Source organism: Exiguobacterium sp. FSL W8-0210 (assembly GCF_038006045.1).
In the GTDB taxonomy this organism is placed as follows: Bacteria; Bacillota; Bacilli; order Exiguobacteriales; family Exiguobacteriaceae; genus Exiguobacterium_A.
Window position 1 is genome coordinate 1,472,504 of sequence record NZ_JBBOUK010000001.1, and the last position, 23,325, is coordinate 1,495,828.

Below are 23,325 nucleotides of genomic sequence, written 5' to 3' on the forward strand. Positions count from 1 at the left end.
TCATGAGACGGAAAACTTGGATGACAGCGTTGACGCTCCTCGTGTTGAGCAGTTTGATGCTTGCGGCCTGTTCAGGTCAAGCAGAACAAACAAACGAAAAGACGAGGACGATTACGCATGAGGCAGGAAAAACGAAAGTGCCGGAGCACCCGAAGAAGGTCGTCGCACTTGAATACTCATTCGTTGATGCGTTAGACGAACTTGGGATTACACCAGTCGGAATCGCACAAGAAAATAAGACCGATGTCTCCGGATTACTCGGAAAAGAGATCGCGTTCACGGAAGTCGGTACACGTCAACAACCGAATCTTGAAGTAATCAGTTCCTTGCAGCCGGATTTAATCATCGGCGACTTCAACCGTCATAAAGGAATCTACAAGCAACTGCAAAAAATCGCACCGACGATCATTCTGAAGAGTCGGAATGCGACGTACGAAGAGAACATCGAATCGTTCAAGACGATTGCTGAAGCAGTCGGGAAAACTAAACAGATGGATGACCGACTTGCCCTGCATGAAGAACGATTGAATGCAGCGAAGAAAAAGGTGGATCCAAACGACGACCGAAAAGTGATGGTTGGTGTCTTCCGCGCCGATTCACTGACGGCACACGGTGAGACGTCGTTTGATGGTGAATTACTCGAGAAGATCGGTATCGAGAACGCTGTTACGAAAACAGCGGAACCTACCGTTACGATTACGTTAGAGCAGATGGTCAAATGGGATCCGGACGTCATCTTCATGGCGGAAGCCGATCCGAAACTGCTGAAGGAGTGGAAAAACAATCCGCTCTGGAATCAAATCACAGCGGTTAAGAACAAAGACGTTTATGAAGTCAATCGTGACCTCTGGACACGCTATCGAGGACTTGACGCTGCAGAACAGATCGTTGACGAAGCGATTCAATTGTTACAACAGAAATAATGAACGACAAAAGCCGGAGCAATCTGGCTTTTCGTCTTGATGAAAGGGGAACCATCCGGTGCAGCGGAAACGTCTGATTTTTGTACTCCTATTACTCGGTTGCTTGGCGGTTTATAGTAGCCTGTTCTTTGGCATCACACAGATGAATCCGATTCACTTAGTCCAAGAGTGGATCAGTGGCACGACATCAAAAGCAGGGCTCGTCCTGACAAATCTGCGCTTGCCACGTCTCTTACTCGGATTGTTGCTCGGAGCGAATCTTGCCGTTGCAGGGGCAATCATGCAAGCCGTGACACGAAATCCGCTCGCTTCACCGCAAGTCTTTGGTGTCAATGCCGGTGCGTCATTTCTCGTCGTCTTAAGCCTGCTCGTCTTTCCGTCGCTCGGAACGGCAAATTTGATCTACTTCGCCTTTGCCGGTGCCTTAGTCGGTGGAGTGCTTGTCTTTTCGTTCGCCTCCGTTCGCGGGATGACAGCATTAAAACTTGCCCTCGTCGGGATGGCGATTCATCTCTTGTTAACGTCGCTGACGAAAGGCTTGATTCTCTTTAACGACCGGATCACGAACGTCTTGTACTGGTTGTCCGGTTCGCTCAGTGACGCGAACTGGCTTGAACTCCGGATCGTCTTACCGTGGTCGATTGCCGGCTTGCTTCTTGCGTCGAGTCTCGCGAAATCGCTCGCTGTCTTCCAACTGGGACAAGACGTCGCGGTCGGTCTCGGTCAAAAAGTGACGCGAATTCGATTACTTGCTGGGATCAGCGTCGTCTTACTCGCAGGCGTCACCGTTGCCGGCGCCGGAGCGATCGGTTTCATTGGATTAATGGTTCCGCACATCACGCGGCGCCTCGTCGGGGAAGATTACCGGATTGTTCTGCCGGTCGCTGCCGTCATCGGTGGACTTCTGCTGACGTATGCCGATGTCCTCGCGCGGTTCATCGCCTATCCGTATGAGTCACCGGTCGGCATCGTGACGTCATTGCTCGGTGCACCATTCTTCCTTGTTCTGGCGCGTCGTCAGATGAAAGGGGGATTACGATGAAAGACATGCGTCGGATTTTGATTGTTGCGGTGCTCGTGTTCTTCGCGAGTTTTGCCTTACTGTCGGTCGGCTCGATTCAGTTATCGTTATCGGATCTATGGCAGTCGTTCTTTGGTGGAAAGGATGCCTTCATCGTTCAAAATTATCGTCTGCCGCGAACTGTCCTTGCTTTCTTAGCAGGTGCGAGTTTCTCACTTGCCGGAGTCATCTTACAAAGTGTCATCCGTAATCCATTGATTTCGCCTGACGTGATCGGTGTGACGAATGGTGCGTCACTGTTCGCCGTCTTAACGATTGCCCTCGTGCCGGATGGTCCGCTCTTGTTAACACCAATCGCTGCTTTCATCGGAGCAGCACTCGTCATGCTGGCATTGATGATGCTTGAGCGGGGCGGGAATGTCTCCCGCAGTTCGTTTGCGTTGCTTGGTATCGCGGTCAGCGCGATTTGTGCCTCCGGGACGGAATACTTGTTGATCAAGTTTCCACTTCAGACAAACGATTCACTCGTCTGGCTCGCTGGGAGTCTGTTCGGGAAAGGATGGCAAGAAATGATGATCTTAACGCCCGTGCTCGTCGTGATAGGTGCAATCATCTTCTATCGCCATCGTCAACTTGATGTCTTATCACTCAGCGAAGAAGTCAGTATCGGTCTCGGATTACCAATTCAGAGGACGCGGCACATCTTCTTGGCGCTCGCGGTCATTCTAGCTGGTGTTGCCGTCGCGACGGTCGGTGCGATTGCTTTCATCGGACTGATTGCGCCACATATGGCACGGCGTCTCGTTGGTCATAAGCATCTTGCTGTGTTGCCGATGGCGCTGTTGCTCGGCGGAGGGTTACTCGTCGTCGCGGATGCGCTCGGTCGAGGGATACATCCACCACTTGAAATACCAGCCGGATTGATCACAGCGATCGTCGGTGTGCCGTATTTCCTGTATCTTTTACGGAGAGAACGGACGGCATGATGTTCAATCTACCAAAATGGAGTCCTAGCGATTACGCGAAGGACTCCATTTTTATGAAAGGAAAGAAGTACGCACTTGACGAATCATTGAACTGCTCCCTGTCAAGTAGACAGGACAAATAATAAAAATCCTTTAAACGGCTTGCGCTCTGTATTCTAATGGAGCCAAGCCGTTTAATCGTTGTTGATATCGTTCTTCATTGTAGAAGTAAATATATTTCTGGATTGCGAGTCGGAGTTCGTCGAACTCCGCAAACTTATGTAGATAATAACTTTCGCACTTCAACGCTCCCCAAAAGGACTCCATCGGTCCGTTATCAATACATCTTCCAACCCGAGACATACTTTGTGTAATGCCTGCCACGCGTGTCATATGACGAAACGCATGAGAAGTATATTGAAATCCTCGATCACTATGAAGCAAGGGACGACTTCCGGATGCGCCCTGTAGGGCGTGTTCAAGAGTATCGAACACAAGCTGATTATTATTGGAATGCCCAAGAACGAAGGCACGGATGGATCCATCATATAGGTCCAGAATGGCGCTCAAATACGCCTTCTGAGAGGCGCCATACTTCAGTTCCGTGACATCCGTCACCCATTTTTGGTTCGGTCCTGCGGCGTTGAAATCACGGTTCAGAATGTTCTCTGCAGTCTGTTGAGGGCGATTACGAATATACAAAGGACGTTTCCGGCGTATGACGCAATGAATACCGGCGACATGCATCAGGCGACGGACACGCTTCGCGTTGACGTTTCTTCCGAAACGACGTTTCAGGTTCAATGTCATCCGTCGGTAGCCATAGATTCCGTTCACCGTAAGGTGGATCTCGTTCATCTCTTCGATGATTTTCATGTTCTCCGTCTCACGAGTCTGTGGTATACCAATCCGGCGTAACCACTTGTAGTAGGCAGCGCGCGAGACTCCAGCGAGGTGACACAGGGCGATGATCGGGTAACCAAATTGCTCTACCGATGATTGAATGGCTTCATATTTATCTTGAAGACGAATTTGACTTAACGTGACCTCCTCTCGATCTCCTCTAACTTTTTTAAGAAATCGTTCTCCATGCGTAGACGCTCATTTTCTTTCTCGAGTCGTTTCAGATCCAACGCCAAACGGTCTGTATCCGTCAATTCTTCTACTGGCTTCTGACGTCCGCGACGGTCCATCAGTGCGTCGATTCCGTCCTTCTCGAACTTTCTTACCCAGCTATAAATTTGTTGGTACGAGACCCGATGGGTCTTCATGATGCTTTGATAGTCTTTTCTGTTCTGTATACAGTCCATGACTGCCTGGACACGCTCTTCGAATGTAGTGGTTCTACCTTTAGTCATAGTGGATCGCTCCTTCAATGGTTTCCCTTGAGTACTATGACTAGTATACCTCTCTATCCACTTCGCAAGTAGGCTTCTATCCGAGATATCAAACCGTGCCGTAGCGCTAATAAGCGATTCCTTTTGGTCGAGTACTGCACGTATAGCCTTCATCTTCAGTTCTTCCGGATAACGCGTCCACTCTGTTCGATTACGAAGTGCCATGGAGCCGCCCGTACGATATTTTGTCCTCCATCTATTTAAGGTGGTGACTGAAAGCTCGAAGAGCGAGGCAATCGATTTGATCGAGTCGATTCGGTCTTCACACATCTTAATAATTCGTAGTTTTTCATCTGACGAAAACTTAGATTTAGTCATAGAAAAAGCTCCCTTCAAAAAGTAGACAGTTTTTGTTATTTCAACTGTCTACTTTTTGGGGAGCATATCACATGGCGACATCTTTCTATATTTATTTGGCTTCAAGTTGGTTTGATTTTTCTACTTCCTCTTTATACTTTTCTAAAAATTCATCAACTGAAACGTTATTAGCGTTTGGATTCGATTTAATTGTTAATTTACTCGAAGAAATCGATGTGCTTTGATCGTCTACATGTGATGGAATTTCAAGTACCAACTGATCACCTAAACCCGTTTCAAGACCACTTTTTCCGAAGTTAAAAGTTCTTGTGACATACGCTTCAGCATAATTTTTTTGATTCTCTGAATAGACTTTGACATCAGAAATGTTGTATTTGAATGAATTCAGCTGAATTTTATCGACTTCCGTAGTGGATAGAAAAATCAATACAGCCTCGTCCCCTTCAGATAACTTTGAAAGATTAGTATGCGCTAACGGAGTATTGTTTAAAAAATCTGCTTTTTGTTGCTCAAGCACTGTAGTGAAAAAATTGAAGGCTTGTTCCTCTGTGATGCTACTCTTAGATTTTTCTTGTGCAACATTAGAATCGGCAATCGCATTACTCCATAAGAAACCAGCATATAGGATGACACCTAAAGTGAGGGATGAAAAAATAGTTTTTTTCACGATCGCGACCTCTTTCTATTGTTTGATTCATGTTATTATATAACAAAAAACAAAAAAAAGGAAATGGTGTAAAAATGAGTGAATCGAATTTTAAGAAAAAAAGGAAAAAGAAATTTTTGGCACTATTTTTAGGAGTTATAGCCCTCATTGTATTACTCATGCCGGTACTATCACCTATTCTGTTTACGGATGCTACGCCTAAAGGTGCTCTTAGACACGAACTATACAAACAAGGCTATTACTACCAAAATTATTTTGCGATCATTACGGAACAAGATCCTGTTGCAGAACGGTACCATATGTTTTGGTATGATTGGAAAAGTGAAACGGGAGGAACACCTTTTATCTGTTATTCAAAGAAGGTCAACGCGGAAAAGTATGCTGTTTCCTGCGGTACGGGTCCTTAATTGATATCATAAACAATTTGATCAGGCTAGCAGTGCATCGTATTTAATCGGTGTCAGGTAGCCTGATTTTTCTTTACTTCATTGTCCGTCATAGAGATGTCTTTATGCAGAGCGGATTTCTGAACTTAGATTCAAGAAGATTTCTTCCAAGGATACTTCCTCGACTTCGAGTCGATAGACGTTAACCTGTTGCGAGACGAGGTAGCTATTGATATTAGCAATATCGTGTTCACAATGGACGTTGACGTCTTTCGCAAGTGTCGACAACTTGGTCTGCAGATGTTGTCGTATATCATTGTCGAGCGGTGCATGTTTTACATGAACGGTGATGTTCTTCTCATGGTGTTCCCGCAACTCATCCATCGTGCCTTGCGTCTGAATTGATTTATTTGCATATTGCTTATTAAAGTGTCCAAAATATTTTCTTAGTCTCGATATAGTTCCTTTAAGAGACAACTTGACTTTTGAAAGAGATCGTTATTTTTCAATTTACTACTTTCGTCATTTTAAGGTCATGATTTCTAATACATTACATGAATATACGTTAATTAATATAAAACGACTCCAATTCATACGGTGATATTCTTCCACCCTTTTATTAATAAAAGGAGCAAATGACTTTAAACACCTCATCACAGAATCTGTGAATAGATAAGGGTCATAGATGATTACATCACGCTGAATTCATAAATCTCAATTCGAAAATAACTATAAAATTGAAGTGTGAGTAAGAATAGAAAAACAGGCAGTGAAAGTATAGGAAAAGAACAAATAACATGATAATTTAAGAATATATTACATAATCTAAAAAAAAGTGAGTGGAAAAAATGAAGCGTAAAACGATGACGTTCTTAACAGCACTGAGTGTTATCTTAACCAGCTCCTTTATGTACGAGGCATTTGCAGAGGGAAAACAAAAGGCACTGACTCCACAACAAAAAAACCAATATTATCAGCAGTATGCGGTTATTCTTCGTACTATTAATTTGCATCATCCAGATACAAATTTAAAACTCGTCGACAAAAAATCCTTTAAGGCAAATGATTGGGTGACGCCGAACCGTTTTCGAAAGATAGCGAAAGATCGAGTCAAAGTAGAGTTCGCATCGACGTTCGATTTCTCAAAGAAAGAATCCACATCTAAATCAAAAACGATTCATGCGAAGGGGACATCATTTGCCATTTCGATCACTGGTACATTTGATACCGCACTTCGTGAGGAGGCAGGAAGGCAAGTCTTTAAAACTGTTACGTCTATGACGTCAACCGCTTCATCGAGTAAGGGGACATGGAGACAGCTTGGCTATACCGCTACTTTGATGGATGGCGGAAGAACATACGATGTGACAGTCGGTGGAGAATTCATTCAACATGGTATTTCTTCCACACATAACATTCCTCTGGAGTTTTATTGTAGTGCAGAAGGTGTGATCAATTAGTTCAAAGTAGCAGGGGAAGAGACATTGATATGTATCCTATTAAGCAGTAAAAAAGAAGCTTACATGATGTGTAAGTGTCTTTTTTATTGCTTTTGTACGTGGAGAAGGAGATTCAATCGACTTGTGATTTCGACATTTTTTCACAAAAATCATACGTATGATATACTAATTTATGTAAAATTGTAAAAGAGGTGAATGACATGGATGATAAAACACAAAAAATCTTACGTATGTGGCTGAGTATTCCTAGATGGATGCGTACTTCCGTTCCGGTACTCCTATCATTACTTATTGTGCTCGATGCCATTTTTAAAGGAGTAGAGATGCTGATTCATCCTATTTCACTCTCGATCTCACTCTTGGATTTACTGATTTGTTTCATTCCTTCTCTTGTATTAACTGTAGTGATTATTAAAAATACGAAGTAATCGACAGAACACTCATATGTATAAAGGAGATGAGACGATGGATCCGCGTAAGAAAAAAGTATATTTTGTTGGGTACATTCTCTTTTTAATCGTGTTATTGATAGATTATTTGTTCGTCCCGAATACAGAATTTTATTCTGTCTTGTGTGTTCTGCTTGGTCTTTTCTTGATATTTAACATTTTTCTGTTCTTTTTTAAACCCAAAACGGATTGAGAACGAGCTGAAGTCATTTTTAGCAATTCGCTGATCTAAAAAATAGCTATATTCGAATAGATAGGATGTATACAAAGAGGGTGATCCATTTCAATAACGGAATGGATCACCCTCTTTGCTTTGATGAAAGATAAAAAAAGGTAAGTGATGTGTTGCTTACTCTACTCCATCTAGAGCAGCAGCTCCGATGATGCCTGCCTGTCCTTTCAATTCGGCAAGACGGATATCGACTGTTGAACGAAGGGACGGATATACGAGTTCGCGAACTCGTTCCACCAACGCTTCCCAGTATAAATCAGCAGATCCCGTAACACCTCCTCCAACGACGATGACTTCCGGATCAATCGTGTGAATGATGTTTGCAAGTCCAGTTGCTAAATGATTAGTAAAACGATCCCTCTCTTGCGGATGGGCGAGTAATCGCTCGATGGACGAGGCATGTCGTTCGTTAGCTCGTGACTGTAGTGCTGTACCACTGGCATATCCTTCGAGAGAACCTTTGTTCAACACAGGATGCAGTGGACCCGATGAGTCGATAATCGTATTTCCAATCTCACCAGCGTATCCATTTGCTCCACGGATTAGTTGTTTCTTATAGACATAACCTCCACCGATTCCTGTACTGACGGTTACATAGTAGACAGATGATGAGTGACGTCCCGCACCGTATAACGCTTCACCAAGAGCCGCGGCATTGGCATCGTTCTCGAGAAAGACGGGTAAGTCGAATGCGGAGGAAAGTGAGGTAACCAAGTCGACTTCATCCCATCCTGGTAAATTTGGTGGAGATAACAGAAGTCCATTCTTCGTATCGAGTGGACCAGGCGCGGCAATTCCGATGTTCGATAGGTGAAATTCCGTTGATGTTGATCGATCTGTAAAAAATCTTGAATCGTACCACTCCATCCAACTGACATGTTTAACACTCCAAACGATGTGAATTTTAGAAAAACAAATGTATACGTAGATAACGTTATCGGTTCTTTAAAAATGGTCTATGAATAAACTGGACTTACTTTTTTATGGATAGATGGAAAATAAATCTATATAATTATTTTGTAGGCATTATACGATACAATCATTTCAACAATAAGGTGGTAAATAATTTTGAGAATACGTGTAGCGTTCTTTTTATCAATCCTCATTTGTTGTGTATCAGGATGTGTGTCCCAACCGACACAGCCGACTGAGAAACCCAAGTCCACTATTCGAGAAGTTGAACTAGCAAAAGACCAGCATGCAAAAATCATTACATTGTACCCAGTCTATATCGACTACATCACAAAAGTTCAGAAAAAGATGAAGGACACAAACGTCACGGACGAGGACCTACAGCGAATCTTCGATAAAACCGTCCGTCGGGAACTGGATCGCATTCAGAAAGAGCAGGATATCTTTCTTGATTTCAAGGGGTTCAATGACGTGTTTTCCGCCACTTCCTATTTGAACGATTTAAAAAGATTGACGAAACGTTTGATGCATGAAGAGAAAGAAAATATGAAAGCTGTTCATGAGGCACTCCGAAAATCAGCTGACCACCTTCCTGGTAAAGATAAGATTATCCTGATGCTACCCTTATCGGAAGAGCATCGATACGCCGCAAAGGCGACGAGCGGGCTGATTGGTTTTACGATGAGCGATGGTAGTATGGTGATTATGTTAGGTGAAGAGTATACGCATGAGATACTGGAGTACGTTGTTGCGCATGAGTATAATCATTCCGTAGTGAACGAACATCCTGAAATCAGACAACCAAGTTCCATCGACTATCTCATATTCGAAGGTAAAGCAGAGGTGTTTGCGAAGGAACTTTATCCTAAAGTGCCCCCTATAGAAACAGAAAAGATGGCTTTCAACGATAAAAAGAAGATACTCGAACAGGTTAAGAACAACTCCTTAAGCTACGAAGAACTTAGCACTGGAAGTGAAGCGAAGGATGTCCCTCGATTAACTGTTTACAGTTTAGGAACGGAGTTAATGTCAGATTTCCGACAAAAAAAATCTGAGCAGACACTGCAAGAGTTTTCATTAACACCAGTTTCAGATGTCATTCAGGAAGGAAAGTTTAAATTGATTCTTGAGTAAAGAGGAGAAGGTGCATAAAAAACACTGACGTTTGAAGCGAAAAAGTAAATACTTTCAATCTAGAAGGTCAAAACGCCAAAAGCAACCGAAGATATAATAGAGAATGTGAAGAGCATACTCTCAGATAAAGTTATGCTGAAGTGACAGCGTGACGATCTATTGGATATAAGAATGTTTTCTCTCTTACATATACTCTGAGGGATCGTTCTTTTTAGACAGTCACATCTTTGTAAGAGCTTAGACATTCGTTATCCAATTCGAACGATCCGATTTTATGCGAAAATCCCTAAAAAATTCAAAACAGATAGTACAAATAAAATTAAGAGAACTATCATTAAAATAAAAGCTAACATTTTGCCTATACCTCGATTACTAAAGATAGCAGCTAATAAAGCAAGGACCAGACCACCAATGAGGATGGCGTCGCCCCAAAATCCATTAATCGGGAATGTAAAAAGTACCAAGAAAGTAAGAACCATTAATCCGATAGAAATCCAGCCAAGTTTTGCTCTCAAGAGAAGACCTCCTTTTATTTGTATAAATTCCATTATCAGTATACAAAAAATGGGATGGTATCCAAACAATTAAAGGTATACGTCTCTCTTCTAAACGTCTGTCATCCTATCTCACTTACTTAATGATAACTATGAATCATCCTCTTATACGTATCGTAAATTTTGATTAGGTTAGTTTTTTTATATTGATAAGCATTTTTGGTGAAAATCATTAAAGTAAACTTACTTTTTAATACAAATAGAAGGTCATATGGTAGAGTGATGATTGTCAACTATTAGCTATGAATAAAGGAGATTTGAGGATGTTATCTTGGCTCGGTATACATAAAGTAGAGAAACAAAGACATCAATTTTTTGGGAATATCGAAAAGCGGACTATAACTTTAGTTTTACTGACGTCCGTGTTGGTTTCATATGGAATCAAGATGTTGTTGACGTATGTAATTCCATTCGCATATTTGAAGGATCCCATCGTTGCTGTTTTGCCAGGAATAATTGGAGTATTGGTTGCTGTAATATACGTATTCGTTCTAGAGAGACGACTTCAAGAGAAACACGATGAAAACATGAAGCAATGCTAACGAATTAACAACATAAATTGATAGATTCATGCTTGGAGGTACTTATCATGTTTACAGTCGAAAACTATATTGATTCAATTAAGATCCATCTTGAAAAGCAGTCAGGTTTAGTGGAGGACCAACTCCAGAAAATCTTTTCTTATCCGTTCTCTAAGGACATCGAAGTACTAGATTTCACAGCATTCATTGAACCGACTAGATTCGAACTTTCGGTCATCATGTTCTCAATGGATAAAGAAGCAAATGAAGTATTTAACGAAGGAAACAATTCAACTGTTTTTGCTGGGAGCGAAGATGTATTACAAGAAGTCGAATATCATCAAATGAACGACAGTCAACTCGATGTTTTTTTTGAATTTCATGAGCAAAATGAAGAAAAGTTAATTCCACAAGAGCAAAGCGTTTTTGCACAATGGTTCAGATTGTGCTGGGAAAAAGCTGGTGGAGCGTCACTAAATCTTCCATCGTACTTTACGATACACGATAGTGATGATTCTCTTGATTTAAAAAACAATTGTTGGATGGATGCTGAAGAAAAATGGTCTTGATGAAATAAGAATGGTAAGCTCCCTAAAAAAGTAGACAGCTTTGATATTTCAACTGTCTACTTTTTGGGGGAGCTTTTACTATAGCTACATCTAGATTTTGATAGGTCAAAAACAATACATCATTTTCGTCACGATGGGTGAGGATGGAACAGACTCGATTAAGTCAATCGCCTCGCTCTTCGAGTTTTCAGTCACGCCCTTGAATAGTTGAAGGACAAAATACCGCATGGGAGTATTCTCTACATTTGATAATCGAACAAAGTGGACACGCTATCCAGAAGAACTAAGGATGAAAGCTTTACATGCGGTTCTGACTCAAAAGGAATCGCTCTCTAGCGCTAAAGCATTTTTGGCAGGAGTCATATAGTAGAACGATGTTCAGCTCACTATCTTGGTTGATCTTTGCGGTCTTTGCTCTTACTTGAGCACTTGAGTGTTATTCCTTACACGCAGATAGAATCAATAAAGGGATACAGATAATGGGTACGATTAAGAGTTTCAACATACGATTGTTCTTTCGGTCATTTACTAAATCAACATATTACTGTTGTAGTGTATTTATGATATTTTATGAAACGCAGACTGCTTATAGAACGTAAATGGATAAATAACATGATATCTATTAAAACAGGAAAAAGGAGCGAACGACCTTGAACGATTCCATCGTGTATGTCGTAATTTTAATCCCCATGCTAGTGTTTGCGATCGTTTTATCAAGAGGAAAGGGTGCCTCATTGCTTGCAGGATATAATACGATGTCAGAAAGTAAAAAGGAAACATATGACGAAGTCGCCCTGTGTAAATTCATGGGGAAGATCATGTATGGGATTAGCTTTAGCCTATTATTGATCGCATTCAGTGAGATATCTGGATATTCGTTTTTATTCATAGTAGGCTTCGTTATACTCGTGTTTTTTATAATTTTTGCAGGTGTCTATACGAATACGAAGAATCGATTTAAAAAAGGATTGTAAGTTCGTCTAAGTCAGTATGTCCTTAGTCGTTTAAATCATAATGTAATTTAGAGAAAGGGCGACTAATCTTAAAATCGAAGTCAATCAACGTCTGTATATCATTTTTTTGACGATAAAGTTCTCTCATGAATTGTAAAAAGATGTAGCGACATGTGTATAAATCGTCTCCTGTATCTTCTCGCATCGCTCCGTAATTAATCTCCTCACCAAGCGAATCATACACGATCGTCTCAAACTCCAGATTCGTATGCCACATGAAATCTAAAAACCCATGCAAGACTGCTTTTTTATAGGTATCTAGTGAAAAAGTAGCCAAGAGTTGATTTTGATAATAAAATTCTACTCGTTTTTTTCGATAGAAAAATCGAATAATGAACTGGTTAGAAATTTCTTCATTTTCATATGGAAGTGACCAATCAAACTTTTCGATGTCATGCAAATCATTTGTGGTCACACTTTTTATTAACGCATGCCAAAATTGGAATAGCTCGCTCACGTGTGCGTTAAAGGGGAGAGGCGTGCCCTCTATACAAAAGACGACTTTTCCAGCAGGATAGCCGCCAGCTCGACCAAAAGCATAGTTAAAAATATCGTTGTCGATCGTATGGGTCATCTCTACGAATCCTGGATAAGTTTGATTCACATCATGCTCTTCTTTTTCAGGCGGAATTTCAAGATAGCTTTTAATTTTGAGATTCATAAAAACGTCCTTTCTGTTATCTCATAAGAGTAAAGCTTTAATAGTTGCTGTTGTCGCTCACTAGAACGTATTAAGCGTCATCAATATTATAAGCGAAAATATACATGGGTGAATTCGTCGTCTAAATCGCCTCAACTAAAGTCCATCCTAATTTTTTATAATATGCTGAAGCGTTCTCTGTTTTTAAATAGATTGTTGTGATCTGTCGTGATTTGGCGTAGACGATTAGTTGATTGATCAATTGCTGCGCGATCCCTTTATTCCGATAGACTTTTTCAACGAATAAAGAAGCGAGCCAAGGCGTATAGGCTGGTCGTTCGTTCAAGTCATTTTCAAAGAGGGAGACGGTTCCGATACACGTGACATCATCTAAGGCAATCAACGTCACAGGATACGACTCATCTGATTTTTTGTCTAAAAAGGCTTTTATTTGTTCATAGGGTGTCGTCCCTTTTTTCTTTTGAACGAATTCGGTATGAATCATTGTGGCAACTACTTCTAATTGTTCAGGATGATTCGATAATGTATCAATGATGATCTTTTCATCCTCCTTTCTACAATTGTTATATCGATCCGTCCTGCAACAGTTATTTAAAACAATACATCTGTCCTCATCAGAATAAAGGAGTTTTAAAATGAACTTAGAACAATACTTGCAACAACATTTTGGGAAGGTGAACTTATTTGATCGTTCCTTTGTCAAGAAGGATTTAGTATTCCACGTAGATTTAGTGAAGGATCTTTATCAGCTAAAGGATAATTTAGATGAAATCAATGAAGAATACTTCAAACAGGTATACAAAAAATCAAACGAACTGTTTGAAGATGTATTCCGAGAAGAGGAGTCCCTTTATTTAATTGTGCATGTGAGAAGTGAGCGCGGTAAGTATCAACAGTCAGCGACGAAAGTGTTTCGTCAGTTAAGACGTAGAGCAGATAAATACAACATAAAGTTTGTAGAGAAAGTGATGGATGAGGAAGAGCAAGTGATCGAATATGCCGTGTTATTACCGAACAAAAACGCATTAGATTACAAGCGTTTAATCAAAGCGATTTGCCATCAGGATTTCCCACCGCTGCAACCAAGATTTCGTCAAACATATACATACTATCCGGAAGTCTTTTTCGTGAACGTAGATCGAAAAATCGTCATGAATATCTATGATGATCGCGGTTGTTTCCTACTGTTCGGTGATTCAGCAACGTATGACGTGTTCAAGAAGAAATATCGTAATGATATCAGCTAATCGAATTTACTCGCTTTTAGAAATACTCAAGCTAGTGCCAAGAAGCCGATCACTGAAAAAATAAAAAGCACCAATAGAGAAGTGAGTAATGTTAACGCAAGGATTTTCCCCGTATTTCTTAGACTAATGATGGCGCACACTAGCGCAAGCAATAGTCCAGCTAACATATAGTTCGTACCCCAAAAACCATTGAACGGTAAGAGCTTAACAGTAAGGAAAGTAAAAACCACAATACCGATTGAGATCCATCCTAGGTGCTTTCGCATAAACTGCCTCCTCTTAAAATGAATACGTATAGTCATAATTTGGTTCTTTTTTAGCATATCATTACAAATGTTTACAGCGAAAGAGTTTTGTAATCGTCACTTAAAGATAACCTGAATGAAATACGTGTCAGAAAACTGCTCGTCACGGGACATACCAACAAGCAGAAAACAATTGAACAGTCATCGACCAACAAACAATCCCTCACTCTAATCAGAATGAGGGATTGTTTCGTTTCATCATTAGACCGTCAACTCAATCACATTACCTTCCGGGTCTGCGATCGTACTTTCATAATACCCGTCACCCGTCGTCCGGGGACCGTCAAGGTGTTGTATACCGGCGTCCCGTAACCGAGCCGTCCAGTCGTCGACCGCTTGTTTGCTGCCAAGCGAGAAGGCGAGGTGGGCATACCCGAGCGCATTCATCGTCCGTTCCGTGATATCCGTCCGTTGCATCAACTCAAGACGCGCACCACTCGAGAACGTCAGGAAATACGACGTGAACCCTTTCGTCGGATTATGATACCGCTCGCCTGCCGTAGCATCAAAATGTGTTTCGTAGAATTGACGCATCCCTTCCAGGTCTGACACAAAGAGGGCGATATGTTCAATCTTCATCTCTATTCCTCCTTTTTTCAAGACGCTTTTGCCAATCGCTGTCTGAATAACATCCGGTTCAAGCCTTCCGTAGCGACCAGCATCAAGAAAATCAGACTAATCGTGAACCAATGGAACAACGATAAGGAGTAGGACGTCGCCAGCCATCCGAACAATGGCGGCATGAAGGTACTACCGGTATAAGCGAATGCCATTTGTACTCCCATCAGCCGTTGCGCCGTAGCTTCTCCGAACCGTACTGGCGTCTCATGGAGCATTGCCGGATAAATCGGTGCGAGACCAAGCCCGACAAGTACGAAACCAAGCGGCATCCAGGAAGCGGGTACGAGGATGAAACAGGCGGCTCCGACGAATGCCGTCCATTGACCGACACGAATCAAACGACGATTCGACCAGCGTAGCGACAGAAAACCACTGATGAATCGCCCCGCGGTGATGCTTCCGTAATAGACGGAAATCCACGTCGCTGCTGATGTTACGGAAAAGGACCGGACTTGGACAAGATAACTACTGCCCCACAGCCCGACGACCGCCTCAACCCCGCAATAAAAGCAAAACGCTGCGAGAGCGGCGACCAATCCGCGTGGTTTTCCGGATGATGTGTTCACGGTCTGAACCTGTTCAGACACCTGTTTCGGAGCCCGTTTCCAGAGCGGTAAACTGACGATCAAGACAATCATCAAGACGAGTTGCAATGCGCCGACGACGAGGTAACCTAAACGCCAGCCGGAATCGAGCAATACACCAGCCATGATGAGCGGACCAGCCGTCGCACCGATGCCCCAGAAGCAATGGAGCCAGTTCATATGATGTGCTTGATAATGGGTGGCAACAAAATGATTCAACGCCGCGTCGACGACTCCAGCACCGAGTCCAAGCGGGATCGCAAGGACGAAGAGCCAAATCAAGGACGGAGCAACGAAAAAACCGATCAATGCCAGTGCCGTCAAACCAGCAGAAGCTGCCGTGATCGGACCCGTTGAATAACGTTCGATCAAGCGACCGCTAAACAGACTCGAAACGATCGTTCCGGCAGCGATCGTCATAAAGAGCCACCCTGCCATGTCGAGTGGTGCGTCGAGATCGAGCCGCATCACAGGCCACGCTGTACCGAGTAATGCATCCGGCAGACCAAGACTGATGAAAGCGAGATAAATCAAAGGTAATAGTAAACGGGTCATCGGGCGAGTCCTCCTAACGGAATTTGTTCAATGAATGACTGAATACTCAGTTGCATCAGACCATCTAAATAATCAGTTTCCCAGTCGCCTTGCCGCAACTGAGGTAATTTGTCGAGCGGAAAGCGCTTGGCGCATCGTTCCGTCAACCGTGCTAATCCGTCATCCAAGACATCGGACGCTGTAAACAAGATGACATCTGGATTCAAAGTGACGCTAAACGAGAGAATGATCCGACTTAACGCTTCATACCAGTCGTCAGAGTGCAGTGCAGTCGTCGCGAGGACTTGACCGACATTTCGATTCTCGTCAAACGGTATGAACGAGATCTCTCCAGCGAAGTGATGCGCTCCGCGGGTGACATGACCGGAAACGGCGACGCCAGCGCCCGGTCCGTTCGTCCCGAGATACACATAGACAGTCGTCTCGTTATCAGAAGCTTGGGCACGGACCGCAGTGTTCATATCATTTTCGACGATGACGGGTCGCCCGAACCGTTCCGTCAGTTCTTGTTGCAAAGGGCGACCGTCTAGCGTCGGATAATCCGGAGCGAACAGGATCGTGCCGGTGGTATCAACGGCACCGGCAACACCAATCGCAAGCGTTTGAACATCTGGATGATCGTCGAGTAATGTTGTCAGCGTTTTCAATAAAATAGATCCATGATCCGTCGAATCGAAGTTCAGGCGATCCGTTGCGATCAGATGTCCACCGACGTCGTGGATGCGATACTGCAGATACGTGCGTTCGAGATAAAGTGCGAGTCCGTGGAAGTGATCCGCGCGATAGCGATACCGTTTTGCCGGACGCCCTCCGCGAACCAATTCAAGTGGTGTCTCTTCAATTTCCCGAGCAGCGATCATCTGATCGATCTGTTTGCTCGCAGTCGGAAAACTGACATCCAAGACGTGGCGAATCGCAGGGATCGTATCCAGATGCTCGACTAAAAAGGCGTGACGTGTACGTGAAATAAGTTCAGACAAACAAAGACCTCCAATCTAAATCACTTATTAAAATTATTTAATAAGTATCGATTTGAGTATAGCAGATTCAGGGATGAAAACAAGTTTGAAAAAGAGGTGTAGGATATGAATATTTAGAGAAATCACGTTTCATTCCATCGCTGTCTGGCTATATGTAAAGAAGATAAAAAAATTTTAGTCATATATCTTTAATTCATACTATTCCGATTTGTAATATCTTGGATAGCCTGTAACAGGAGGTAGATGGCGAGAGGAGCTTGTAATCATGACCACCCAATTTTCAACCGACCTAGGATCCCAAGATATTTTAGCCTCCCTGCGAGATAATGTCGCAATGATTCGATTCGACCGACAACGTCGTGTCGTCGACGTCAATGGTTTATTCGCTAAGACGATGAAATATAAACGAGAAGAGATGATCGGGATGCAACACCATCTCTTTTGCACAACCGAATTTGCAATGAGTGACAGTTACCAGGCATTTTGGCAGAAGCTTTACAGTGGTTTCAGTACGGCAGATAAAATTGAACGAATCGATGCGCATGGTCAGTCGATTTGGCTAGAAGCTACCTATATGCCGATTTACGATGGAACGGAAGTGACAGGTGTCTTGAAGATCGCTTCTGATATTACTGATCGTCAGCAGACGATTCAAAAGTTCGCGACTTCGTTTGATATGATTGCTAGTGATTTGAATACGCGGTCGACGCATGGCGAGCGAGAAAGTGAAGCGTTACGGCGAACGATCGAACAGATGGCCGAGACGACCCGCGATAATCATCTGACGATTGAACGACTGCAGCGCCAAGCGCAAGACATCACCCAAGTGACCGAGACGATCAAAACGATCGCCTCACAGACGAATCTCTTGTCACTCAATGCATCGATCGAGGCAGCGCGAGCCGGTGAACACGGAAAAGGATTTAACGTCGTTGCGACGGAAGTCCGAAATCTCTCGAAACTCGTTGAACAAGCTGTCGTCGATGTCCGCCAGACGACGCAACGCATGAACGATGAACTGCAGCGGATTGCCCGTGCGATGACGCAAGCAACGAATGATGCACAAGCAAGCGTCACCGTCGTCGCAGAAACAGTCGATCGTTTCCATGACGTGCAGAGTGCGGCATCCACGTTGACGGAGACGGCGCGGGACTTTACAAAAGCCATTTAAGTGAGAGACGGCATTCCGATAACCGGAGTGCCTTTTTGTATAAAAAGTCCCCCTACACTTTGGAATAATATGTTAATATACTACAAAACGAAAAGGGAGCGAACTTCTAATGAATATCCGCACTGCTCGTCCTGACGATTTTCAGGCATTGATTCCATTGTTCCAGCAAATCCACAATCAACACGTCGCCTTACGACCCGATCATTACCGTCCGCACGAGATGCCGGTTCCGGAAGACTTATTTCTGTCGCAACTCGAGAATCCAGATTTTGCATTACTCGTTGCGGAACAAGACGGGCTTGCCGGTGTGATCGTCCTAAAGGAAGACATCGTCGAAGGAAGCGGCTTCGTCTTCGATAAGCATTACTTACGCATCATCAGTCTCGTCGTTGCGGATACGCATCAAAAACAAGGCGTCGGGAAACGATTGATGCAAGCCGCTTACGCACATGCGGAAACGATCGGCTGTGACAAAATCGAACTCGGCGTCGATGACGCCAATCAAGAAGCGATCGCCTTTTACGAGGCACTCGGAATGGCTGTCCGCTCGAGACGAATGGAATGGAACGTGACGTCAAGCAGGGAAACGTCGACGTGATGTCAAACAACAGGTACTAGAAAGGAGAGAGGTCATGTTCAGATTACAAGTATCCGATCACGTATCGCTTCAATTGTTTGAACGGCACCATGCGGAAGGATTATTCGCCCTCGTCGATGCCAATCGCGCACATCTCCGCGAATGGCTCGGTTGGGTCGATGGTGCAACAGAGGCAAGTACATATCAGGAGATCGTCATTCCAGCATGGCTGCAACAGTTCGCCGATGGCAACGGCTTTACGTGTGGCATCTATCTTCAGGACGAGCTCGTCGGAACGATTAGTTTACATGAGATTAATCGGCATCTCGGGCAAACGTCGATCGGCTATTATTTAGGAGAAAGGGGACTACGAAAAGGCGTCATGACGGACGTCGTCCGGTTCGTCACGAACTATTGTTTCGAGACGCTCGACTTGAACCGTGTCGTCATCGAGTGTGCGACTGAAAACGTCCGAAGCAGACGAATTCCGGAACGACTCGGCTTCACGGAAGAAGGTATCTTACGGGACGCTGAAAAATTGTACGGGACGTATCACGACCTGCAGGTCTATGCGATGTTACGACGGGACTGGACGAAAACGCAGGAGGTGGCCGCATGCGCATCGAGCAAATGAGTCAAGCGACGTATGACGCTTACTTACCGGTCGCAATAGAGGAGTATGCGGCAGAGAAGTGTCGTGCTGGTACGTGGTCAGAAAACGAATCGCTCGAGAAGGCGACAGAAGAATTCGCAACATTGTTGCCAGAAGGTCTGAAGACGAAGGATCACTATTTATTTACGTTTCGTGACGAGACAGGGAACGACCTTGGAATGGTCTGGGTCCATGTGACAGAAGAATCACGCGGACGTTGCGCGTTCATCTTCGACGTCAAGATTACGTCCGATAAACAGAACCAGGGCTACGGCAAGGAAGCGCTCCGCTTACTGGAAGTAATGTTGAAGCGGATGAACGTCAAGAAGATTTCGTTACACGTCTTCGCGCATAACGAACGAGCGATTCATGTCTATGACTCGCTTGGATACGAAAAAACGGATTATTATATGTCGAAACGTCTCGATGACAGCCATTAAAAAGCTTCCTCTTGCGCAAGCAGGAGGAAGCTTTTTCGTTTAACGCCACGTCTGTAAGGTATTCGCGAACTGGATGTTCGTCTCCAGTTCTCCCGTAATCTCGCTTGCTGTGAAGTCATTGCCAGCGAGCCAGTCGGCAAAGTCGAATGTGACCGGTTCCTGATCACCACCAAGCGCGAACCAGACCTTCAACTCTTCCGGGAAGTAGGCAGACGTATGAATCGTTCCCGCCCACTGGGCATATAAATCAGCGAAGACGCCTTTATCGGTATCGTTGAGTAGTCGGAAAGCGGACTCCGCATCTTGAATCATGTGTTGATGGGTCTTCAACTCCATCATCCGACGTTTCGAGTCATCCAGATGATAGCGGTTTTCGTGTTGCAGCAAATCGAAGTGATTGGTGCACATGTTCGATTCCCGCACTTGGACGTCGCGTGCCGTCGCCTCGATGACGAACGAACGCGCCGATTTATCGTGGACGACATACGTGAACGATCCGCGATGCGGAATCTCCTTGACGAGTGAGATCGCGTCGTCGACCGACGTACACATCTCGAGGATGATCCGCCCGATCATGAAGCTGACGAACCCGTCGCCCGGACGCCGACGGTTGATGAAGTTATAGCCCATCGCAAGCCCATGTTCATTCATCCCGTCCATCCGTCCTGTCACCCGTGAAGCGGGACCGATGATCGCGGATCCGCCATCGTTCGGTTGAAAGACGGAAAATCGACCATCGTATGTCATCGGATGGTAATCATAGTTGCGGACGAGGAAATTATCACCTGTCATGATCGAACAACCGCTTTTCGGTCCTTCGACCCGGTAATGCCCGAAATGCAGTAACGTATCCGGCAGTGACAGTTCAAGTTCGTCTTGGAGTCCGAGTAGCTCGTCCCAAATATGCGGGGCGTAGCGGAGGAACATCTCCTTCGTCTCGACCGGATCGACTTGAAAGCGCGGAACACGGATCTTCCAGTTGTCCTCCCGGTTATGGAGCAACTGGTTTCGTTTGACGTAACGCCCTTGTTCGCGACCGAACTCATAATGACTGCCGCGGAATTGTGTGATCTCATTGGCTACACGTTGCATACGATTCATCCTTTCTTCAACTGCTGTATGCTGATTATATCGAACGCGAGGGAGAATGTCGTATGGCAAGTCTTTACTTAAGCACATCTAAAGTATGGGAATATTGAAAAAATAGTCAACTTTTTCATTCTTAAACCGATAACAAAAACGGGAGGGGATGGAATGAAACATATGTCAGTCAGACGGAAGATACAAGCTTTGATCGCAACAGCCGTCGTTGCGATGCTTTTGATTGCGGGAGCAGGACTCTATTTCTTGAATCAGATGTCGAATGCTTCCCGAGCGATGTATCAGCAAAACTTAATACCGATCCAGGAAGTAGCTCAAATCCGGATCGATACACGCGCGCTCGATTCGTTTTTAGTCGAGATGATGTTAGCGAAGGACGAGACGCGGGTCACGGAACTGCAAGCTGAGATCGATACGCGTCAGGCGCAGATTCGTTCGTCGGTCACGAAGGTCGAAAAAACAGGGCATTTCGATGCCAAAGAAAAGAAACAGCTCGAAGAATTAAAGGATAATGTCCTCGCCTATGATAATTCGATGACGATCGTCCAGGATGCGGCGACGCGCAACGAAACCGAAGAAGCCTATACGGCATACACGCAAGGTCTGGAACAAGTCCGGGATAACGTCGCGGATTCTGCGAAGTCGTTGATGGCTTCGATGACGAAGCAAGCGAAGATGCTTGACGCTCAGAATCAAGCAGAAAAACAAACGGCCTTTTACTTAATGCTCGGCATTTTTCTACTCGCGGTCCTCTTGTTTGCAGGACTTGCAATGTACATTACACGTCTCATCACGCGTCCGATTCGTCAATTGCAGGGATGGATGGATCAATCAGGGAACGGGGACTTGACCGTCCGTGGAACATACGACTCAAAAGACGAGCTTGGACAGTTGACGACGTCCTTCAATGAAATGATTGCATCACAGCAACAAGTCGTGCTTGAACTAACCGGTACGGCTGACCGTGTCGCTGTTGCATCGGACGAGTTGAGCGTCAACGCCGAATCGACGACGAAAGCAACGGAAATGGTCGCCGTGACGATGGAAGAGATGGCAAGCGGTGCTAGTCAACAATTGCATCAAGTATCGGATGCTTCACGGACGATCGAAGAGTTGACGACCTCGGTCCGTTACGTCGCCGGTAATGCCCAACAAATGACGGAACGCACTGCGGATGCGATGGAAAAAGTCGCTCTCGGTGGTCAAGTCGTCGGAACACTCGGTACCCAAATGGGACGGATTCAAGAAGATGTTTCTCGACTGAGCCACGTCATTGACGGTCTTGGTAACCGATCGCAGGAAATCGGACAAATCACGGATTCGATTAAAGGTGTCGCGGCACAGACGAACTTGCTCGCATTAAACGCAGCAATCGAGGCAGCACGCGCCGGTGAACAAGGGCGCGGATTCGCTGTCGTCGCAGCGGAGGTCAAGACGCTCGCGGAGCAGTCGGCGGTCTCGGCAAAACAGATTGAGTCGTTGATTCGGGTCATTCAACAAGAGACGGAAGCATCGGTCGCTTCGATGGAGAAGGTTTCAACCGAGATGACGAGTGGGATTGCCGTCGCCGATCAAGCCGGTGCCTCATTCTCAGAAATCGAGACAGCGATCACCGACGTGACAGGGCACGTCGAAGAAGTGTCCGGCGCTGTTCAGGAAATGGCGGCAGCGAGCGAGCAGATTGCCTCCGTCATGCGAACGATTCAAGCAGTGACGGAAGGGACTGCTGCCGGAACACAAAACATCTCCGCTTCGACCGAGGAGCAGATGGCGTCGATGGAAGAAATCTCATCCGCGTCGCAGTCACTCGCGACGATGGCGGATGATTTAAAACAAGTCACAGGCAGATTCACCGTGTAAGATATTGAACGACGACCATGAGGTAATTCATCATGGTCGTTTTTTTATTT

General features: G+C 44.5%; 26 protein-coding genes. 15 read left to right on the forward strand and 11 right to left on the reverse strand.

The window, feature by feature from the left end; all coding sequences use genetic code 11:
* Positions 1-2: 2 nt before the first annotated feature.
* The 3 genes from MKY22_RS07710 to MKY22_RS07720 are packed head-to-tail and all read left to right on the forward strand — an operon-like array spanning position 3 to position 2,930.
* Positions 3-923: an ABC transporter substrate-binding protein gene (locus tag MKY22_RS07710; protein WP_341088005.1), complete on the forward strand. Its 921-nt coding sequence runs from the start codon at positions 3-5 to the stop codon at positions 921-923.
* A 58-nt stretch (positions 924-981) separates the two neighbouring features.
* The gene (locus MKY22_RS07715; protein WP_341088007.1) at positions 982-1,965 is read left to right on the forward strand and encodes a FecCD family ABC transporter permease; all 984 of its coding nucleotides are present in this window, start codon (positions 982-984) and stop codon (positions 1,963-1,965) included.
* Positions 1,962-2,930 carry a FecCD family ABC transporter permease gene (locus tag MKY22_RS07720; protein WP_341088010.1) on the forward strand — a complete coding sequence of 323 codons (969 nt, stop codon included), beginning with the start codon at positions 1,962-1,964 and terminating at the stop codon, positions 2,928-2,930. The genes MKY22_RS07715 and MKY22_RS07720 overlap by 4 nt, the downstream gene beginning before the upstream one ends.
* A gap of 132 nt (positions 2,931-3,062) precedes the next feature.
* Here the strand turns inward: MKY22_RS07720 and MKY22_RS07725 are convergent.
* Together MKY22_RS07725 and MKY22_RS07730 are read right to left on the reverse strand one after the other, a co-directional pair.
* A protein-coding gene (locus tag MKY22_RS07725; RefSeq protein ID WP_341086024.1) for an IS3 family transposase occupies positions 3,063-4,624 on the reverse strand; the annotation gives its coding sequence in 2 pieces (ribosomal slippage) (positions 3,063-3,994 and positions 3,994-4,624; 1,563 coding nt in all).
* A gap of 91 nt (positions 4,625-4,715) precedes the next feature.
* The gene (locus MKY22_RS07730; RefSeq protein WP_341088012.1) at positions 4,716-5,291 is read right to left on the reverse strand and encodes a hypothetical protein; all 576 of its coding nucleotides are present in this window, start codon (positions 5,289-5,291) and stop codon (positions 4,716-4,718) included.
* 29 nt (positions 5,292-5,320) lie between these two features.
* Here MKY22_RS07730 and MKY22_RS07735 point away from each other — a divergent pair, with 29 nt between their 5' ends.
* Positions 5,321-5,698, forward strand: coding sequence for a hypothetical protein (locus MKY22_RS07735; protein ID WP_445298372.1), 378 nt, complete (start codon positions 5,321-5,323; stop codon positions 5,696-5,698).
* 102 nt (positions 5,699-5,800) lie between these two features.
* On the opposite strand, the gene MKY22_RS07740 is transcribed toward MKY22_RS07735, so the two are convergent.
* A complete protein-coding gene (locus MKY22_RS07740) occupies positions 5,801-6,061 on the reverse strand; it encodes an ATP-binding protein DrrA1-3 family domain-containing protein (RefSeq protein ID WP_341088014.1) in 261 nt (86 codons plus the stop codon).
* A 464-nt stretch (positions 6,062-6,525) separates the two neighbouring features.
* Between MKY22_RS07740 and MKY22_RS07745 the strand changes: the two genes are divergently transcribed.
* Both MKY22_RS07745 and MKY22_RS07750 read left to right on the forward strand, forming a co-directional pair.
* The gene (locus MKY22_RS07745; protein WP_341088016.1) at positions 6,526-7,137 is read left to right on the forward strand and encodes a hypothetical protein; all 612 of its coding nucleotides are present in this window, start codon (positions 6,526-6,528) and stop codon (positions 7,135-7,137) included.
* A 200-nt stretch (positions 7,138-7,337) separates the two neighbouring features.
* Positions 7,338-7,565, forward strand: coding sequence for a hypothetical protein (locus tag MKY22_RS07750; RefSeq protein ID WP_214853590.1), 228 nt, complete (start codon positions 7,338-7,340; stop codon positions 7,563-7,565).
* 370 nt (positions 7,566-7,935) lie between these two features.
* Here MKY22_RS07750 and MKY22_RS07755 read toward each other — a convergent pair whose 3' ends face one another.
* Complete coding sequence (locus MKY22_RS07755) at positions 7,936-8,685, reverse strand: ROK family protein (protein ID WP_341088018.1); 750 nt, start codon at positions 8,683-8,685, stop codon at positions 7,936-7,938.
* A 258-nt stretch (positions 8,686-8,943) separates the two neighbouring features.
* Here MKY22_RS07755 and MKY22_RS07760 point away from each other — a divergent pair, with 258 nt between their 5' ends.
* Positions 8,944-9,864 carry a DUF2268 domain-containing protein gene (locus tag MKY22_RS07760; protein WP_341088020.1) on the forward strand — a complete coding sequence of 307 codons (921 nt, stop codon included), beginning with the start codon at positions 8,944-8,946 and terminating at the stop codon, positions 9,862-9,864.
* 272 nt (positions 9,865-10,136) lie between these two features.
* Here the strand turns inward: MKY22_RS07760 and MKY22_RS07765 are convergent, their stop codons facing one another.
* Entirely contained in the window at positions 10,137-10,379 is a 243-nt protein-coding gene (locus tag MKY22_RS07765) for a hypothetical protein (protein ID WP_035397490.1), read from the reverse strand.
* 628 nt (positions 10,380-11,007) lie between these two features.
* Here MKY22_RS07765 and MKY22_RS07770 point away from each other — a divergent pair.
* Together MKY22_RS07770 and MKY22_RS07775 are read left to right on the forward strand one after the other, a co-directional pair.
* On the forward strand, positions 11,008-11,508 hold the full coding sequence (locus MKY22_RS07770; RefSeq protein ID WP_341088022.1) for a hypothetical protein: 501 nt from the start codon (positions 11,008-11,010) through the stop codon (positions 11,506-11,508).
* Between the two features lie 665 nt (positions 11,509-12,173).
* A complete protein-coding gene (locus MKY22_RS07775; protein WP_341090099.1) occupies positions 12,174-12,482 on the forward strand; it encodes a DUF3784 domain-containing protein in 309 nt (102 codons plus the stop codon).
* 22 nt (positions 12,483-12,504) lie between these two features.
* Here MKY22_RS07775 and MKY22_RS07780 read toward each other — a convergent pair whose 3' ends face one another.
* Complete coding sequence (locus MKY22_RS07780) at positions 12,505-13,182, reverse strand: hypothetical protein (RefSeq protein WP_341088023.1); 678 nt, start codon at positions 13,180-13,182, stop codon at positions 12,505-12,507.
* 121 nt (positions 13,183-13,303) lie between these two features.
* Positions 13,304-13,666, reverse strand: a complete 363-nt coding sequence (locus MKY22_RS07785) for a GNAT family N-acetyltransferase (protein WP_341088025.1) — start codon at positions 13,664-13,666, stop codon at positions 13,304-13,306.
* Between the two features lie 151 nt (positions 13,667-13,817).
* On the opposite strand from MKY22_RS07785, the gene MKY22_RS07790 reads away from it, so the two are divergent.
* Positions 13,818-14,429, forward strand: coding sequence for a DUF3885 domain-containing protein (locus MKY22_RS07790; protein WP_055967974.1), 612 nt, complete (start codon positions 13,818-13,820; stop codon positions 14,427-14,429).
* Positions 14,430-14,935: 506 nt separating this feature from the next.
* Here the strand turns inward: MKY22_RS07790 and MKY22_RS07795 are convergent.
* The 3 genes from MKY22_RS07795 to MKY22_RS07805 are packed head-to-tail and all read right to left on the reverse strand — an operon-like array spanning position 14,936 to position 17,474.
* Positions 14,936-15,313 (reverse strand): VOC family protein, encoded by a 378-nt coding sequence (locus MKY22_RS07795; RefSeq protein ID WP_214860257.1) that lies wholly within the window; start codon positions 15,311-15,313, stop codon positions 14,936-14,938.
* Between the two features lie 17 nt (positions 15,314-15,330).
* Positions 15,331-16,494, reverse strand: coding sequence for an MFS transporter (locus MKY22_RS07800; RefSeq protein WP_341088028.1), 1,164 nt, complete (start codon positions 16,492-16,494; stop codon positions 15,331-15,333).
* A complete protein-coding gene (locus MKY22_RS07805; RefSeq protein WP_341088029.1) occupies positions 16,491-17,474 on the reverse strand; it encodes an ROK family protein in 984 nt (327 codons plus the stop codon). Before MKY22_RS07805 ends, MKY22_RS07800 begins: the two co-directional genes overlap by 4 nt.
* A 265-nt stretch (positions 17,475-17,739) precedes the next feature.
* On the opposite strand from MKY22_RS07805, the gene MKY22_RS07810 reads away from it, so the two are divergent.
* The 4 genes from MKY22_RS07810 (at position 17,740) to MKY22_RS07825 (ending at position 20,314) form a co-directional block, all read left to right on the forward strand.
* Positions 17,740-18,645, forward strand: coding sequence for a methyl-accepting chemotaxis protein (locus MKY22_RS07810; RefSeq protein ID WP_341088031.1), 906 nt, complete (start codon positions 17,740-17,742; stop codon positions 18,643-18,645).
* Between the two features lie 109 nt (positions 18,646-18,754).
* Positions 18,755-19,243, forward strand: coding sequence for a GNAT family N-acetyltransferase (locus tag MKY22_RS07815; RefSeq protein WP_341088033.1), 489 nt, complete (start codon positions 18,755-18,757; stop codon positions 19,241-19,243).
* 34 nt (positions 19,244-19,277) lie between these two features.
* Positions 19,278-19,856 carry a GNAT family N-acetyltransferase gene (locus MKY22_RS07820; protein ID WP_341088035.1) on the forward strand — a complete coding sequence of 193 codons (579 nt, stop codon included), beginning with the start codon at positions 19,278-19,280 and terminating at the stop codon, positions 19,854-19,856.
* The gene (locus MKY22_RS07825) at positions 19,838-20,314 is read left to right on the forward strand and encodes a GNAT family N-acetyltransferase (protein ID WP_341088039.1); all 477 of its coding nucleotides are present in this window, start codon (positions 19,838-19,840) and stop codon (positions 20,312-20,314) included. Before MKY22_RS07820 ends, MKY22_RS07825 begins: the two co-directional genes overlap by 19 nt.
* A 39-nt stretch (positions 20,315-20,353) precedes the next feature.
* On the opposite strand, the gene MKY22_RS07830 is transcribed toward MKY22_RS07825, so the two are convergent.
* The gene (locus tag MKY22_RS07830; protein ID WP_023468255.1) at positions 20,354-21,406 is read right to left on the reverse strand and encodes a C45 family autoproteolytic acyltransferase/hydolase; all 1,053 of its coding nucleotides are present in this window, start codon (positions 21,404-21,406) and stop codon (positions 20,354-20,356) included.
* A gap of 162 nt (positions 21,407-21,568) precedes the next feature.
* Between MKY22_RS07830 and MKY22_RS07835 the strand changes: the two genes are divergently transcribed.
* Complete coding sequence (locus MKY22_RS07835) at positions 21,569-23,275, forward strand: methyl-accepting chemotaxis protein (protein WP_341088043.1); 1,707 nt, start codon at positions 21,569-21,571, stop codon at positions 23,273-23,275.
* Positions 23,276-23,325: the final 50 nt, after the last annotated feature.

Excerpts from the sequence above, each read along its gene's own strand:
- MKY22_RS07710 (WP_341088005.1), top strand. The coding sequence starts at position 3 with ATGAGACGGAAAACTTGGATGACAGCGTTGACGCTCCTCGTGTTGAGC.
- MKY22_RS07720 (WP_341088010.1), top strand. The coding sequence starts at position 1,962 with ATGAAAGACATGCGTCGGATTTTGATTGTTGCGGTGCTCGTGTTCTTC.
- MKY22_RS07735 (WP_445298372.1), top strand. The coding sequence starts at position 5,321 with ATGTTATTATATAACAAAAAACAAAAAAAAGGAAATGGTGTAAAAATG.
- MKY22_RS07740 (WP_341088014.1), bottom strand. The coding sequence starts at position 6,061 with ATGGATGAGTTGCGGGAACACCATGAGAAGAACATCACCGTTCATGTA.
- MKY22_RS07745 (WP_341088016.1), top strand. The coding sequence starts at position 6,526 with ATGAAGCGTAAAACGATGACGTTCTTAACAGCACTGAGTGTTATCTTA.
- MKY22_RS07750 (WP_214853590.1), top strand. The coding sequence starts at position 7,338 with ATGGATGATAAAACACAAAAAATCTTACGTATGTGGCTGAGTATTCCT.
- MKY22_RS07755 (WP_341088018.1), bottom strand. The coding sequence starts at position 8,685 with ATGGAGTGGTACGATTCAAGATTTTTTACAGATCGATCAACATCAACG.
- MKY22_RS07770 (WP_341088022.1), top strand. The coding sequence starts at position 11,008 with ATGTTTACAGTCGAAAACTATATTGATTCAATTAAGATCCATCTTGAA.
- MKY22_RS07780 (WP_341088023.1), bottom strand. The coding sequence starts at position 13,182 with ATGAATCTCAAAATTAAAAGCTATCTTGAAATTCCGCCTGAAAAAGAA.
- MKY22_RS07785 (WP_341088025.1), bottom strand. The coding sequence starts at position 13,666 with ATGATTCATACCGAATTCGTTCAAAAGAAAAAAGGGACGACACCCTAT.
- MKY22_RS07790 (WP_055967974.1), top strand. The coding sequence starts at position 13,818 with ATGAACTTAGAACAATACTTGCAACAACATTTTGGGAAGGTGAACTTA.
- MKY22_RS07795 (WP_214860257.1), bottom strand. The coding sequence starts at position 15,313 with ATGAAGATTGAACATATCGCCCTCTTTGTGTCAGACCTGGAAGGGATG.
- MKY22_RS07800 (WP_341088028.1), bottom strand. The coding sequence starts at position 16,494 with ATGACCCGTTTACTATTACCTTTGATTTATCTCGCTTTCATCAGTCTT.
- MKY22_RS07810 (WP_341088031.1), top strand. The coding sequence starts at position 17,740 with ATGACCACCCAATTTTCAACCGACCTAGGATCCCAAGATATTTTAGCC.
- MKY22_RS07815 (WP_341088033.1), top strand. The coding sequence starts at position 18,755 with ATGAATATCCGCACTGCTCGTCCTGACGATTTTCAGGCATTGATTCCA.
- MKY22_RS07820 (WP_341088035.1), top strand. The coding sequence starts at position 19,278 with ATGTTCAGATTACAAGTATCCGATCACGTATCGCTTCAATTGTTTGAA.
- MKY22_RS07825 (WP_341088039.1), top strand. The coding sequence starts at position 19,838 with ATGCGCATCGAGCAAATGAGTCAAGCGACGTATGACGCTTACTTACCG.
- MKY22_RS07830 (WP_023468255.1), bottom strand. The coding sequence starts at position 21,406 with ATGCAACGTGTAGCCAATGAGATCACACAATTCCGCGGCAGTCATTAT.
- MKY22_RS07835 (WP_341088043.1), top strand. The coding sequence starts at position 21,569 with ATGAAACATATGTCAGTCAGACGGAAGATACAAGCTTTGATCGCAACA.